The organism is Sphingobium fuliginis (assembly GCF_004152845.1).
GTDB lineage: Bacteria > Pseudomonadota > Alphaproteobacteria > Sphingomonadales > Sphingomonadaceae > Sphingobium > Sphingobium fuliginis.
On the sequence record NZ_SEON01000003.1, the window covers coordinates 102,404 to 116,418 of the forward strand.

Sequence of the window (14,015 nt, forward strand, 5' to 3'; positions counted from 1 at the left end):
GGAATGCCGTCCGCACATGATAGAGTTGCGGATTGAAATCAAGTTATGATCACATGACTTTATTGCAATTACGCCAATAAGTTGCGCAACTCACATGGCCTGTCGGGCCTGGCTGGTGTCCAGCATCCTGCCATTGGTGATGACGACCAGGTCGCCCACCTTGGCCACGCCGAACAGCTTTCTCGCGAACGGCTTTGGCACGCCGATGCAGCCATGGGTGGCATTGCCCCACTGGACGTCGCTGCCGTGGATCGCCACGCCGTCGCTGGTCAGGCGCAGCGTGTAGGGCATGGGCGCGTTGTTGTAAGTCCGCGAATAATGATCGGCGTCCTTTTCCGTGATCGGGAACGCGCCAAGCGGACTGGGCTTGTCGTCCGCGCCATAGAGGATGACCGCCGATCCGATCTCATAACCGGCGCGGAATACCGACAATGTCTGCGCCTTGAGGTCAACGGTGATGATGACCCGTCCGGTCGCCGGCGCGCCGCTTTCGTCCCAGACATAATCGCCATGGCGGAAGGGGCCTTCGATGGGGAGCACCCGCCTGACCATCAGGGCGTGCGGATCGACCGCGAGGGGCTGGGCGCGGGTGCGCTCGACCGGTGGGGATGACCTGGCCGGCTCCGGCGCTTCACTCCTTTGAGCGCTTGTCCTGTCCTGCGGAGGGAGATCGCGCCCGCGGCCGAACGACAGGCCCAGCAACAGCATCACCGCCGCCGCACCGCCGCCGATCGCCAGCTTCACCCGCGTCGAAACCCGTCCCGCCATGAACCGTCCGTTACCCCAGATCGTCGTCATCCGCGCGGAGGCGGGGATGACGACCAGTAGCAGCCCAAGCCATTGCAGAAAAAGGTTAAGGCTTCAGCCTTCCCGTTCCACCTCCGCCGCGGCTATGGCGGTAAGGTTCAGGATGCCGCGCGCCGTCACGCCGGGCGTCAGCACATGGATCGGCTGCGCCAGACCGACCAGCATCGGCCCGACCGTGGGCGAACTGGAGGAAGCCGACAACGCCGTCAGCGTGATGTTCGCCGCGTCGAGATTGGGCATGACCAGCAGGTTGGCCGGCCCCTCGAACCGCGAATCCGGGATCAGCCGCTCGCGCAATCCCTGGCTGAGCGCTGCATCGGCATGCATCTCGCCATCGACCATCAGTTCCGGCGCGGCCTTCTTCACCAGCTTGAGCGCCTCCCGCATCTTGCGGGCGCTGGGGGAATGGGACGCGCCGAAATTGGAATGCGACAGCAGCGCCACGCGCGGCGTCAGCCCGAAATGCTTGAGTTCAGTCGCGCCGAGCAGCGCCATTTCCGCAATCTGGTCGGGCGTGGGATCGGGCACCATATGGGTGTCGGTGATGAACAGCGCGCCCGCGTCCAGGATAAGGCCGGAAAGCGCATAGACCCGGCTGTTGCCCGGGGTGCGGTCGATGATGCGCAGCACATGCTCGACCTCGCCCCAATATTCGCTGTTGCCGCCCACCAGCGCCGCATCGACCCGTCCGGTGCGCAGCAGCATGGCCGCGGTGACGCTGGGCCGGCGGTAGACATGGCGCACGACCTCTGCCGAGGAAACGCCGCGCCGCGCGGCGACGGCGCGATACGCCTCGACCAGTTCGCCCATCAGCAGATGGTCCGTTTCGGGATCGACCACCTCGACATCGCGATCCAGCGCGAAGCTGAGGCCGAGGTCGGGCAGTTTCTGGTTCAATATGCGCCGGCGCGCCACGATGATCGGGCGGACGATGCCTTCGTCCAGCGCATCCTGAATGGCGCGCAGCACGCGCTCATCCTCGCCCTCGCCATAGGCGATGCGCCGCTGCGTTCCCCGCGCTGCCTCGAACACCGGCAGCATCAACTGGGCCGACCGCGTATTCTGCTGCGTGAGCTGTCGCTTATAGGCTTCCAGGTCGAGCTGCCGCTTGGCGACGCCGCTGTCCATGGCCGCCTTGGCCACGGCGCAGGCGATCTCCGCGATCAGGCGCGGGTCGAAGGGGGTGGGGATGATATAGTCCGGCCCGAACACCAGCTTGCGCCCGCCATAGGCCTGGGCGACGCTGTCATGGGCCGGCATGCGGGCGAGATTGGCGATGGCGTCGGCGGCGGCGACCTTCATCGCCTCGTTGATCTCGGTCGCCCGCGCATCCAGCGCGCCCCGGAAGATATAGGGGAAGCACAGGACGTTGTTGACCTGATTGGGATAGTCCGACCGCCCAGTGGCGATGATCGCGTCGGGCCGCGCCTCCCGCGCCACTTCGGGGCGGATTTCCGGCTCCGGATTGGCGAGCGCGAAGATCAGCGGATTGGGGGCCATCAGCGGCAGCCATTCGGGCTTCAGCACGCCGGGCGCGGAAAGGCCCAGGAACAGGTTCGCCCCCGGCAGCACGTCGGGCAGGGTCCGCGCATTGGTGGTGCGGGCATAGCGGGCCATGTTCGGCAACATGCCCTCGCGCTCCGAATGGATGACGCCGTCCTTGTCGGTCAGCGTGACATTTTCTTGTCGGAGGCCCATCGACACCAGCAGGTCGACGCAGGCCAGCGCCGCCGCGCCCGCGCCGGAGGTGACGAGCTTGGCATCCGCCAGCGTCTTGCCCTGCAACACCAGTGCATTGCGCACCGCCGCCGCTACCACGATGGCGGTGCCATGCTGGTCGTCGTGGAAGACCGGAATGTTCATCCGCTTCTTCAACTCCGCCTCTATGGCGAAGCATTCCGGCGCCTTGATGTCCTCCAGATTGATGCCGCCGAAGGTCGGTTCCAGCAGGGCGACGGCGTCTACGAATTTCTCGGGATCGGTGGTGTCGACTTCGATGTCGAATACGTCGATGTCTGCGAATTTCTTGAAGAGGACGGCCTTGCCCTCCATCACCGGCTTGGAGGCCAGCGCACCGATGGAGCCCAGGCCCAGCACTGCCGTTCCGTTGGAGATCACCGCGACCAGATTGCCCCGCGCGGTATAGTCCATCGCCTTTTCGGGATCTGCGGCAATGTCGACGCAGGGCGCGGCGACGCCGGGCGAATAGGCCAGCGCCAGGTCGCGCTGGTTGACCATGCGCTTGGTCGGTTCGATCCTCAGCTTTCCGGGTTGCGGATAGCGGTGATAGTCTAGGGCGGCGCGCCGGGTGTTTTCGTCCATGAAATGGCCCTTAAAGCCGCTTTTCCGCGCGGGCAATGCCCGACCGCTCCCATGGCGGGCTGGGGGCATATAGTCCGACAAGAAAATCAATGAAGGCGGTGATGGCGAGTGGCGGATTATTCTGTGGCAGATGAACGGCATAGAGGCCGACATCCGCCGATCCCTCATGATCCGGCATGATCTGCCGAATATCGCCCCGCTCCAGGGCGTCGCTCACGTCCCAGAGCGAGCGCAGGGCGACGCCCACCCCGGAAAGCGCCAGTTCCCGGACCATTTCGCTGCTATTGGTGCGGACATGGCTGTCGCCCTCGATCAGGACCGGGCCCCTGGGTCCGAGCAGGCGCCAGGGCAATTGTCCCTCCGCCGCCAGCAGGCGGTGCTTGCGAAGATCGGCGGCGGTCTGCGGCATGCCGAAGCGCGTCAGATAATCGGGGGCAGCGCATAGCACGCGCCGGTTGGTCGCCAGCCGATGAGCGGCAAGGCCCTGGCCTGGATCGGCCGTGATGCGGATGGCCAGGTCCGCGCGGGTCGCCAGCAGGTCGGCATAGTCGTCCGACAAATCTATCTGCATCCGGACCTTGGGGTGCGCCTCCAGAAACCGGCCCAGATAGGGTGCGACGTGCATGCGCCCGAAGGATGTCGGCGCGGATACCCGTAGCGTCCCTGTCGCCTCCGCCGAAGCGCCGGAGACGCGCCGCTCCGCCGCGTCCAGCGCGGCCATGATCGCGCGCAGGTCTTCATGCAGCCGTTCGCCGGCCGGAGTCAGCGCCAGCCGCCGCGTCGTCCGGTGGATCAGCCGGGTGCCCAGCCGATCCTCCAGCCGGACCAGCCGCTTCGACACCATGGCGGGCGAGACATGCAATCTTCGTCCCGCCGCCGCCATGCCGCCTTCGTCGACGATCGTCGCGAAAAGATCATAATCCGGGTCCATCATTTGTTTCACCAGAGGAAAATCTGAATTCGAATAATATCATCTACCGCGCATAATGCACCCCGTCTATGGTCCCGTTCAAAGGAGACCATCCATGACCAGCATGACCGATCGCGCGGGCCTCAAGGTCGCGCAGCAACTCGCCACCTTCATCGAGGAGCGCGCGCTTCCCGGCACGGGCATCGATGCCGGTGCTTTCTGGCGTGGCGCCGCCGGGATCTTCGCGCAATTCGCGCCGGAAAATGCGGCGCTGCTGGCCAAGCGCGACGCGATTCAGGCGCAGATCGACGGCTGGCATCGGGAAAGGGCGGGCCAGCCTGTTGACGCTGCCGCCTATCAGGCATTCCTGCGCGACATCGGCTATCTCGTCCCCGAACCTGCGCCGTTTCAGATCGGCAGCGAAAATGTCGATGAGGAAATAGGGCGCCTCGCCGGACCGCAGCTGGTCGTTCCCATCCTCAACGCCCGTTTCCTGCTGAACGCCGCCAATGCGCGCTGGGGCAGCCTCTACGACGCGCTCTACGGCACCGACGCGATTCCCGGCGCGGCGGCCGGCAAGGGCTATGACGCGCAGCGCGGCGCGCAGGTCATCGCCTGGGCGAAGGCCTTCCTGGACGAAGCGATACCGCTCGCCAACGGCTCCTGGGCCAAGCTCGCCAGCGACGACATCCAGCTTGCCGATCACGGCCAATATCTCGGACGGAGCGAGAAGGGCCGACTCTTCCGCCATAATGGCCTGCACATCGAAGTCGTCTTCGATCGCGCGCACCCCATCGGCAAGGACGATCCGGCGGGCATAGCCGACGTCATCCTCGAATCCGCGCTCACCACCATCTGCGATCTCGAGGACTCCGTCGCCGCCGTCGACGCGGAGGACAAGGTCGCCGCCTATTCCAATTGGCTCGGCCTGATGCAGGGCGACCTCACCGACACGTTCGAGAAGAACGGCGCCATGATGACCCGCGCCCTCAACCCCGACCGCGGCTATACCGCGCCCGACGGCAGCACCTTCACCCTGCCGGGCCGCAGCCTGCTGTTCGTCCGCAATGTCGGCCATCTGATGACCACGCCCGCCGTCCTGCTCGCCAACGGGCAGGAAGCGCCCGAAGGCATTCTCGACGGCATCGTCACCACGCTGATCGCCCTGCATGATCTGAAGCGTGAAGGCGGCAACAGCCGCACCGGCAGCGTCTATATCGTCAAGCCGAAGATGCACGGCCCCGAAGAAGTCGGCTTCACCAACCGCCTGTTCGACGCCATCGAAGACCTTCTGGGCCTCAACCGCCACACCCTGAAGGTCGGCGTCATGGATGAGGAGCGCCGCACCTCCGCCAATCTGGCCGCCTGCATCGAGGCGGTGAGGAACCGCATCGTCTTCATCAACACCGGCTTCCTGGACCGCACCGGGGACGAGATGCACACATCGATGCGCGCCGGCCCGATGATCCGCAAGGGCGAGATGAAGACCAGCGACTGGATCACGGCTTACGAGGACCGCAACGTCCAGATCGGCCTCGCCTGCGGCCTGTCGGGCCGCGCCCAGATCGGCAAGGGCATGTGGGCCGCGCCGGATCGCATGGCCGACATGCTGGACCAGAAGGTCGGCCATCCCAGGAGCGGCGCCAACACGGCCTGGGTTCCGTCCCCCACGGCGGCGACGCTGCACGCGACTCATTATCACCGCATCGACGTCTTCGCCCGCCAGGCGGAACGCAAGGCCGAAGCCATCGCACCCCTCGACAAGCTGCTGGCCATTCCGGTCGCGCAGCCGGGCCGCAACTGGTCGGAAGAGGAAATCGCCCAGGAACTGGACAATAACGCGCAAGGCATCCTTGGCTATGTCGTCCGCTGGATCGATCAGGGCGTCGGCTGCTCCAAGGTTCCCGACATTCATGACATCGGCCTGATGGAAGACCGCGCCACGCTGCGCATCTCCTCGCAGCATATGGCGAACTGGCTGCTTCACGGCGTCTGCACGAAGGAGCAGGTCGACGCCGCCTTCACCCGCATGGCCGCCAAGGTCGATGCCCAGAATGCGGGCGACCCGCTCTACCGGCCGATGAGCGGCAACCCGGACAGCCTTGCCTGGCAGGCGGCCCGCGCCCTGGTCTTCGAGGGCGTGGCGCAGCCCAACGGCTATACCGAACCGCTGCTCCACAAATATCGGGCACTGGCCAAGGCGACGGCTTGAGGCTGTGGGATTGAGGCGGATGGCTCATCGTGCCGCCTGTCCTGCCAGCAGCACATAGCCCTTTTCAGAATTTCCTGCCCAGCTATGTTGGGCAGGAGCCGGCGGCGTTCTATCAAGTCATTTTCATCCAACCCTGCCTGGTGGGACGCCGATCTGCTCATGGACTTGCCCGCGATCATTGCTGACATCGTCGCTCATGCTGCGAGCCGGGAAGATCGCGGCACGGTCGCCAGCTATATTCCGGAACTGGCCAAGGTCGATCCCGGCCAGTTCGGCATCGCTGTCGCGACCGCCGATGGCCGGTTGATCGAGGGAGGGGACTGCGCCACCGGCTTTTCGATCCAGTCCATCTCCAAGGTGTTCGCCCTGACGCTCGCGCTCGGCAAGATAGGCGATCAGCTTTGGCAGCGGGTAGGGCGGGAACCGTCCGGCAACGCCTTCAATTCCATCGTTCAGCTGGAGCAGGAACAGGGCATACCGCGAAATCCCTTCATCAACGCGGGCGCCGTCGTCGTCGCGGACGTCAATCTGGGCGGTCATCAACCCCGCGTCGCGATTGGAGAAATGCTGCGCTTCGTCCGCTATCTGGCGGGCGACGACGGCATCGCCATCAATGAAACCGTCGCGGCGTCGGAAACGGCGACCGGCTTTCGCAATATGGCGCTGGCCAATTACATGCGCGCCTTCGGCAATATCCATCATCCGGTCGATCTGGTGCTTGGCACCTATTTTCACCAATGCGCGATCGAGATGAGTTGCCGTCAACTCGCACTTGCGGGCCGCTATTTGATGCTCGATGGCCGGCATCCCGAGGGCGGACGGGTCGTCTCGTCCAGCCGGGCCAAGCGGATCAACGCCTTGATGTTGACCTGCGGCCATTATGACGCTTCGGGCGATTTCGCCTTCCGCGTCGGCATTCCGGGCAAGTCGGGGGTAGGCGGCGGCATATTGGCGATCGTGCCGGGTCGCGCGTCCATTGCCGTCTGGTCGCCTGGCCTGAACGAAAATGGCAATAGCCAGCTTGGCACGCTGGCGCTTGAAGAACTGGCCCATCGCACCGGCTGGTCGGTTTTCAGCCCACCGCAAGGTCCGTCCTAAGGCACCTCATCGGCCCGCAGCCGCCGCAGCTTGGGCGCGGTTTCGAGCTGCGCGGCATCCTTGATGCCCATGCGCAAATCCTCCCGCGTCTGGTGGATGGAGGCGATCACCGGTCCCATCGCCACGCCCAGGTCGACCAGCGCGGTCTCCGCCAGTTGGAGCGAACTTTCGAGCGTCTCCGGAACCGCATCGCTGGCCCCGGCGCGATAGAGCTGGGCCGCATGATCGGTGTCCCGTGCGCGCGCGATAATCGGCAGATCGGGCACCCATCCCCGCACACGCTTCGTCACCCGAACCGACAGGACAGGATCGTCCATCGTCAGGATCAGGGCCCGTGCATGGCCGAGACGAAGCTTGTCGAGCATTTCGGTGCGGGACACGTCGCCGAACAATATGGGATACCCTCCGCGCCGAGCTTCCGCAACGACGTCCGGGTCGGATTCCACGACGATGAAACGCTGCTTGTGCAGGTTGAGCAGGTCGCAGATCATGCGCCCCACGCGCCCGAAGCCGATTACGACGGCGGCCGCCTCGGCATGGTCTTCGTTGATTTCCGGCGCCTCTTCGCCCAGCGCCATTTCCAGCCGCCGCGCAATGTCATGTCCCAGCCGTGCGAGCAGCGGCGTGATGGTAAGGCCGATAGCGGTCACGATCTGCCAGAAGGCTGCGGTGGAAGGAAGGATCAACTGGGCCGCAGCGGCAGCGGACAATACGATCAATGTGGTTTCCGAAGGGCTGGACATCAGCACGCCGACTTCCAGCGCCACGCCCTTCCTCGCGCCCGACAGGTAGAGCAGGGCCGCGGTGACGATGGTCTTGGCAAGGACCACGCCCACCATCGCCAAAATGAGCGTAGGCCAGTTAGCCAGGATGACGCGCACGTCAAGGCCCATGCCGACGGTGATGAGGAAGACCCCTAGCGCCAGTCCCTTGAACGGCGCGGTCATGACCTCGACCTCGCCATGATAATCGGTTTCCGCGATCAGCAGCCCGGCAAGGAGCGCGCCGACGATCGGAGACAGGCCGGCGATCGAGGTCGCCATGCTGGATATGATGACGACCAGCAGGCTGGCGGCCAGGAACACCTCCGGGCTCTTGGTGCGGGCGGCCTGGCTGAAGATATGCGGCAGGCAGAGGCGGCCAAGGACCAGCATGATGGCGATGGTGATCCCGCTCTTGATCAGCGTGTCGGCCAGTTCGCCCCACGGGCCGTCCGGACTGGCAGCGACCGAGGGAGCAAGCGCGCCCAGCATGAAGATGATGGGGACGAGGGCCAGATCCTCGAAAAGCAGCATGGAAAAGGCCGCGCGGCCGACGGCGCTTTGCGTGCCCACCATCGGCAGCACCACGGCCGTGGACGACAGCGCCAGCGCGAGGCCCAGGCCGAAAGCGCCTGCCGGTGGCTGGCCCAGCAAGTAAAGGCCAAGTGCAATCAGCGTACCGCCGCCGATCAATTCTGCCGCGCCGACGCCGAATACTTGTGTCCGCATGGTCCAGAGACGACGAAAACTGAGTTCGAGTCCGATGGAAAAAAGCAGCAGGATGACGCCCAGTTCGGCAAAAGGCTCTATCGCCGCCCTGTTGGAAATGGTGACATGATAGAGCCAGGGATATTGGCCCACCAAAGCGCCCAATCCCGACGGCCCCACCGCCAGCCCGACGAGGATGAAGCCGATGACCGGGCTGATCCGCAGCCGCGCGAAGCCGGGGATGACGAGCCCCGCGGCCCCCAGGATGACGAGGGAATCGCTGAAGCTCTGTGGGTTGATCGCGCCGGCCATGACCGATCATCGCCACAAATGCAGCGGATATCCAGCGATAAGCACTGGAAACCGGAAAAGATGCCGTGAAAGGCTGTGGTGCGGACGGCGGGACTTGAACCCGCATTCCCAGGGGGAGGCGGATTTTAAGTCCGCTGCGTCTACCGATTTCGCCACGTCCGCTTGAGGCCGTTACCCCCTGAAGGCTAACGACGCACAGGTCAAGGATGTGGTTGGATCAGTGGGCAGCTTTGCCATTCAGCCGTTCCCGCATTTCCTTTCCGGGTTTGAAATAGGGAACCCGCTTGGCGTCCACCGGCACCTGTTCACCGGTGCGCGGATTGCGGCCGGTACGCGCGTCGCGCGCCCGTGTCGTAAAGGCGCCGAAGCCCCGAAGTTCCACTCGCCCGCCGCTGGAGAGGCGGTCGACTATTTCCTTGAAGAAAAGATCGACGATCCTTTCCACTTCCTGGAGGTTGAGGTTTGGATTTTCCTCAGCCAATTTCTGAATCAGTTCCGAGCGTATCATTGGTCCTCCAGACTCCCCCTTCTGGTTCCCTGTTTATTTATAATGAATCCTCATGGCTGTGACAATCAGCCAATATCGGTATGTCATTCTCATTTTGGGAATAGAAAAAGCCCGCCGGAGTTAAGTTCCGGCGGGCCATATTACTTAAGTTAGATACCGAAGGAGGGCTTAGCCCTCGCTCTTGGCCTTGAGTGCTTCGCCCAGGATGTCGCCCAGCGAGGCGCCGCTGTCGGACGAACCATATTGCGCCACAGCCTGCTTCTCTTCAGCGATCTGAAGGGCCTTGACAGAGAAGGTCGGCTTCTTGGCGCGGTCGAAACCGGTGACCATGGCGTCGAACTTCTGGCCGATCTGGAAGCGTTCCGGACGCTGTTCGTCGCGGTCGCGGCCAAGGTCGCTGCGCTTGATGAAGCCGGTGGCGCCATCTTCGCCGGCCTGGACTTCCAGGCCGCCGTCGCGGACTTCCAGAACCGTGACGGTGACCGTCTGGTTCTTGTTGAGGCCAGCGGCAGCGGCGGTGGTGCCGCCAGCGGCCGGGCCGCCACGCTCAAGCTGCTTCATGCCAAGGCTGATGCGCTCCTTCTCGACGTCGATGTCGAGAACGACGGCCTGAACCGTCTCGCCCTTGCGGTGCAGGGCCAGCGCGTCCTCGCCCGAAATGCCCCATGCGATGTCCGACATGTGGACCATGCCGTCCACGTCGCCGTCCAGGCCGATGAACAGGCCGAACTCGGTGGCATTCTTGACTTCGCCCTCGACGGTCGAACCGATCGGGTGACGTTCGGCGAAGCTGTCCCAGGGGTTGTTCTGGGCCTGCTTGAGGCCGAGCGAGATGCGGCGCTTTTCCGGATCGACTTCCAGGACGATGACGTCGACTTCCTGGCTGGTCGAAACGATCTTGCCGGGGTGGACGTTCTTTTTCGTCCAGGACATTTCCGAAACGTGGACCAGACCTTCGATGCCCGGCTCCAGCTCGACGAACGCACCATATTCGGTGATGTTCGTGACGCGGCCCGACAGCTTCGCACCGACCGGATATTTGGCGGCGGCGCCTTCCCACGGATCGCTTTCCAGCTGCTTCATGCCAAGGCTGATGCGCTGGGTGTCGCGGTTGATGCGGATGATCTGGACGCGGACGGTGTCGCCGATGTTGATCATCTCGTTCGGGTGGTTGATGCGCTTGTAGCTGAGGTCGGTGACGTGCAGCAGGCCGTCGATGCCGCCCAGGTCAACGAACGCACCATAGTCGGTGATGTTCTTGACGACGCCCTCGATGATCTGGCCTTCGGCCAGCGTCTGGATGAGGCCCGAGCGCTGTTCGGCGCGGGTTTCTTCCAGGATGGCGCGGCGCGACACGACGATGTTGCCGCGGCGGCGATCCATCTTCAGGATCTGGAAGGGCTGCGGGATGTCCATCAGCGGGGTGACGTCGCGAACCGGACGAATATCGACCTGGCTGCCGGGCAGGAACGCAACGGCGCCGTCCAGGTCGACGGTGAAGCCGCCCTTGACGCGGCCGAAGATGACGCCTTCGACGCGGGCGTTCTCGGTGAACTCGGCTTCCAGCTTGTCCCAGGCGGCTTCGCGGCGGGCGCGGTCGCGCGACAGCATGGCTTCGCCATGGGCGTTTTCGACGCGGTCGACATAGACTTCGACTTCGTCACCGACCTTCAGGTCGGCCTTCTGGCCCGGCGCGGCGAATTCGCGCAGCGGCACGCGGCCTTCCGACTTCAGGCCGACGTCGATCAGCGCCATGTCGTTTTCGATGCCGGTAACGGTGCCCTTGACGACGCGGCCTTCGAAGCCGCCATCCTCGCCACCGAGAGAATCATTGAGAAGCGCGGCGAAATCGTCGCGCGAGGGGAATGCCGTAGAGGCCATAGGTAAGTCCTTCACTCGTCATTGCTGGCCTACCGGTTGTGTCCGGTGGTCTTTCAGGCCAAAGCGCCCGCAGGGCCGGATACCCATGCGAACATCCGTTCGGCCATGTCGAGTCGACGCCCTGTGGACAAGCGAAAAGGGCGCCTGGGAATCCCCGGCACCCGGCATCGCGTCAGGCCTGTTGCCGACGTTCCAACTGGGCGTCCACCAGTGCAATGGCCTGCTGGACGGCGGCGTCTATAGTCAAATTGCTGGTGTCGAGCAAGTCCGCTCCATCGGCCATGCGCAACGGCGCATGATCGCGGCTCATGTCGCGGGTGTCGCGGGCCTGGATGTCCGCGATCAGGCTGTCCATGTCGGGATGGCCGCCATGGTCGAGCGCGTCCTGATAGCGGCGCTGGGCGCGGACATGGACGCTGGCGGTGACGAAGATCTTGGCGTCGGCATCGGGGGCGATAACGGTGGCGATGTCGCGCCCGTCCAGGATCGCGCCGCCGGGTTGGGTGGCGAAGTCGCGCTGGCGCCTGACGAGGGCCTGCCGGACGCTTTGGTGGATCGATACGCGGGAGGCGAGCGAGCCGACGGCTTCGCTGCGCAGCGCGGGATCTTTCAGCATGGCGTCGTCGAAGTCGCAGGCGGCGAGCGCATCGGCTTCATGGTCCGGGTCGCCGCTGGCCTTGAGCACGGCAAGGCCCACGGCGCGATAGAGCAGGCCGGTATCGAGCACGGGCAGGCCGTAATGCCGGCCCAGCGCCCTGGCGATGGTGCCCTTGCCCGATGCGGCGGGGCCGTCGACGGCGATGATCATGATGCTTTGCCTTTCCGCAGCGCCTTGGCGAGGCCGATCAGGGCGATGAAGGCCCATATGACTTCCAGCGCCATCGACGCGACGTTGAAATGAACCGTCAGCGAGTAGATCAGCAGCACCGCGCCGACCAGGTTAAGCAGGTTGAAGAGGGTGAAGCTCAGCACCTTCGCCATGTTGCTATAGGCATAGGCAATGACCATCAGGCCGCTGCCGATCAGTCCCAGGATATTGGCAAGGTCGAACGTCATGCAAGTGCGCCGAGCGATTGCAGCAAAGCGGTGAAACCCGGGAAGCTGGTCGCGACGGGGCGCATGTCGTCGATGGTGACGCCATTGCTGGACACGAGGCCTGCGACCGCGAAGCTCATGGCGATGCGGTGGTCCAGCTTCGTCGCGACGGGGCCGCCGCCGGGGAGGGGCGCGCCACCGCTGCCCTCTATGACGATGCCGTCCTCCAGTTCCTCGACCTGCACGCCGATGGCGCGCAAGCCTGCCGCCATGGTGGCGATGCGGTCCGATTCCTTGACGCGCAATTCTTCCAGGCCGCGGAAGATGCTGCGCCCTTGCGCCAAGGCGGCGGCGATGAAGGCGACGGGATATTCGTCGATCATCGACGGGGCGCGGGCCGGATCGGGCTCGACGCCCCTCAGCGTCGAGGCCGTGATGACGAGATCGCCCACCGGCTCGCCGCCGACTTCGCGCGGGTTTTCGATGAGGATGTCGCCGCCCATCTCGCGCAGCAGATCGACCAGCCCGGCGCGCGTCGCGTTGAGGCCGACATTGGCGATGGTCACGTTCGATCCCGGAACCAGCAGGGCTGCAACCATCGGGAAAGCGGCGGAGGAGGGGTCGCCGGGAACGATGATCGATTGCGGGTGGAGTTCGGCTTCGCCCTTGAGCGTGATGATGCGGGTGCCGTCGGCTTCGACCTCCACGTTGAGGTCCGCGCCGAAGCCCTTGAGCATGCGTTCGCTGTGGTCGCGGGTGGGGATCGGTTCGACCACGCGGGTGATGCCGGGAGTGTTGAGGCCGGCGAGCAGGATGGCCGACTTGACCTGCGCCGATGCCACGGGAAGGCGATAGTCCAGCGGCACGGCCGGGCAGGCGCCGCGCATGGTAAGGGGCAGGCGGTCTCCGGGACTGGTGGTGAAGCTGGCGCCCATGCGCGACAGCGGATCGGTGACGCGGGCCATGGGGCGCTTGCTGAGGGAGGCGTCGCCCACGAAGGTGGCGGTGATGGCGTGGCTTGCGACCAGTCCCATCAGCAGGCGGGTGGAGGTGCCGCTATTGCCCATGTCGAGCGCGCTTTCCGGCTGGAGCAGGCCGCCGACGCCCACCCCATGGATGTGCCAGATGCCGTCCGCATCCCTGCGGATGTCCGCGCCCATCGCCCGCATGGCGGCGGCGGTGGCGAGGACGTCCTCACCCTCCAGCAGCCCTTCGACCCGACTCTCGCCCACGGCCAGCGCGGAGAGCATCAGCGAGCGGTGCGAAATGCTCTTGTCGCCCGGCACGGCGATCGAGCCGGAAAGGGCCGGGGCGGCGGTGAAGGTCATGGACATGGGCTGGTCGGAAGAAGCGGTCACGGGTCAATCCGTCTGCAAAACTTGAAAAAATGCGCCCGGCTTTTGACAGCGCGGTTTCGCTATGGCAAGGCGCCGTCTCTTCGCGGGCGACCCTGTCGTGCCG

The 14,015-nt window shown here is 64.9% G+C and carries 11 protein-coding genes and 1 tRNA gene; 2 read left to right on the plus strand and 10 right to left on the minus strand.

Annotated elements, in window-relative coordinates; all coding sequences use genetic code 11:
- Positions 1 to 90 precede the first annotated feature (90 nt).
- The 3 genes from EWH10_RS09390 to EWH10_RS09400 form a co-directional block, all read right to left on the minus strand.
- A complete protein-coding gene (locus EWH10_RS09390) occupies positions 91 to 768 on the minus strand; it encodes a L,D-transpeptidase family protein (RefSeq protein ID WP_044662089.1) in 678 nt (225 codons plus the stop codon).
- Between the two features lie 93 nt (positions 769 to 861).
- Positions 862 to 3,129 carry an NADP-dependent malic enzyme gene (locus tag EWH10_RS09395; RefSeq protein WP_025549824.1) on the minus strand — a complete coding sequence of 756 codons (2,268 nt, stop codon included), beginning with the start codon at positions 3,127 to 3,129 and terminating at the stop codon, positions 862 to 864.
- Between the two features lie 10 nt (positions 3,130 to 3,139).
- Complete coding sequence (locus tag EWH10_RS09400) at positions 3,140 to 4,063, minus strand: LysR family transcriptional regulator (RefSeq protein ID WP_025549823.1); 924 nt, start codon at positions 4,061 to 4,063, stop codon at positions 3,140 to 3,142.
- A gap of 91 nt (positions 4,064 to 4,154) precedes the next feature.
- On the opposite strand from EWH10_RS09400, the gene EWH10_RS09405 reads away from it, so the two are divergent.
- Positions 4,155 to 6,251 carry a malate synthase G gene (locus EWH10_RS09405; RefSeq protein ID WP_044662090.1) on the plus strand — a complete coding sequence of 699 codons (2,097 nt, stop codon included), beginning with the start codon at positions 4,155 to 4,157 and terminating at the stop codon, positions 6,249 to 6,251.
- Positions 6,252 to 6,410: 159 nt separating this feature from the next.
- Complete coding sequence (locus tag EWH10_RS09410; protein WP_044663120.1) at positions 6,411 to 7,349, plus strand: glutaminase; 939 nt, start codon at positions 6,411 to 6,413, stop codon at positions 7,347 to 7,349.
- Here EWH10_RS09410 and EWH10_RS09415 read toward each other — a convergent pair.
- The 7 genes from EWH10_RS09415 to aroA form a co-directional block, all read right to left on the minus strand.
- Positions 7,346 to 9,130 (minus strand): cation:proton antiporter domain-containing protein, encoded by a 1,785-nt coding sequence (locus EWH10_RS09415; protein ID WP_044662091.1) that lies wholly within the window; start codon positions 9,128 to 9,130, stop codon positions 7,346 to 7,348. The two genes, EWH10_RS09410 and EWH10_RS09415, sit on opposite strands and share 4 nt — an antisense overlap.
- 76 nt (positions 9,131 to 9,206) lie before the next feature.
- A tRNA-Leu gene (locus tag EWH10_RS09420) sits at positions 9,207 to 9,292 on the minus strand.
- A 55-nt stretch (positions 9,293 to 9,347) separates the two neighbouring features.
- Positions 9,348 to 9,638 (minus strand): integration host factor subunit beta, encoded by a 291-nt coding sequence (locus EWH10_RS09425; RefSeq protein ID WP_025549821.1) that lies wholly within the window; start codon positions 9,636 to 9,638, stop codon positions 9,348 to 9,350.
- 168 nt (positions 9,639 to 9,806) lie between these two features.
- Positions 9,807 to 11,519 carry a 30S ribosomal protein S1 gene (gene rpsA, locus EWH10_RS09430; RefSeq protein ID WP_044662092.1) on the minus strand — a complete coding sequence of 571 codons (1,713 nt, stop codon included), beginning with the start codon at positions 11,517 to 11,519 and terminating at the stop codon, positions 9,807 to 9,809.
- 172 nt (positions 11,520 to 11,691) lie between these two features.
- Positions 11,692 to 12,327: a (d)CMP kinase gene (gene cmk, locus EWH10_RS09435; RefSeq protein WP_025550487.1), complete on the minus strand. Its 636-nt coding sequence runs from the start codon at positions 12,325 to 12,327 to the stop codon at positions 11,692 to 11,694.
- Positions 12,324 to 12,575, minus strand: coding sequence for a CBU_0592 family membrane protein (locus tag EWH10_RS09440; protein WP_007688823.1), 252 nt, complete (start codon positions 12,573 to 12,575; stop codon positions 12,324 to 12,326). The genes cmk and EWH10_RS09440 overlap by 4 nt, the downstream gene beginning before the upstream one ends.
- Positions 12,572 to 13,912 (minus strand): 3-phosphoshikimate 1-carboxyvinyltransferase, encoded by a 1,341-nt coding sequence (aroA, locus tag EWH10_RS09445; RefSeq protein WP_044662093.1) that lies wholly within the window; start codon positions 13,910 to 13,912, stop codon positions 12,572 to 12,574. The genes EWH10_RS09440 and aroA overlap by 4 nt, the downstream gene beginning before the upstream one ends.
- Between the last annotated feature and the right edge of the window lie 103 nt (positions 13,913 to 14,015).

Coding starts and splice junctions, on each gene's coding strand:
- EWH10_RS09390 (WP_044662089.1), bottom strand. CDS start 768: ATGGCGGGACGGGTTTCGACGCGGGTGAAGCTGGCGATCGGCGGCGGT.
- EWH10_RS09395 (WP_025549824.1), bottom strand. CDS start 3,129: ATGGACGAAAACACCCGGCGCGCCGCCCTAGACTATCACCGCTATCCG.
- EWH10_RS09400 (WP_025549823.1), bottom strand. CDS start 4,063: ATGATGGACCCGGATTATGATCTTTTCGCGACGATCGTCGACGAAGGC.
- EWH10_RS09405 (WP_044662090.1), top strand. CDS start 4,155: ATGACCAGCATGACCGATCGCGCGGGCCTCAAGGTCGCGCAGCAACTC.
- EWH10_RS09410 (WP_044663120.1), top strand. CDS start 6,411: ATGGACTTGCCCGCGATCATTGCTGACATCGTCGCTCATGCTGCGAGC.
- EWH10_RS09415 (WP_044662091.1), bottom strand. CDS start 9,130: ATGGCCGGCGCGATCAACCCACAGAGCTTCAGCGATTCCCTCGTCATC.
- EWH10_RS09425 (WP_025549821.1), bottom strand. CDS start 9,638: ATGATACGCTCGGAACTGATTCAGAAATTGGCTGAGGAAAATCCAAAC.
- rpsA (WP_044662092.1), bottom strand. CDS start 11,519: ATGGCCTCTACGGCATTCCCCTCGCGCGACGATTTCGCCGCGCTTCTC.
- cmk (WP_025550487.1), bottom strand. CDS start 12,327: ATGATCATCGCCGTCGACGGCCCCGCCGCATCGGGCAAGGGCACCATC.
- EWH10_RS09440 (WP_007688823.1), bottom strand. CDS start 12,575: ATGACGTTCGACCTTGCCAATATCCTGGGACTGATCGGCAGCGGCCTG.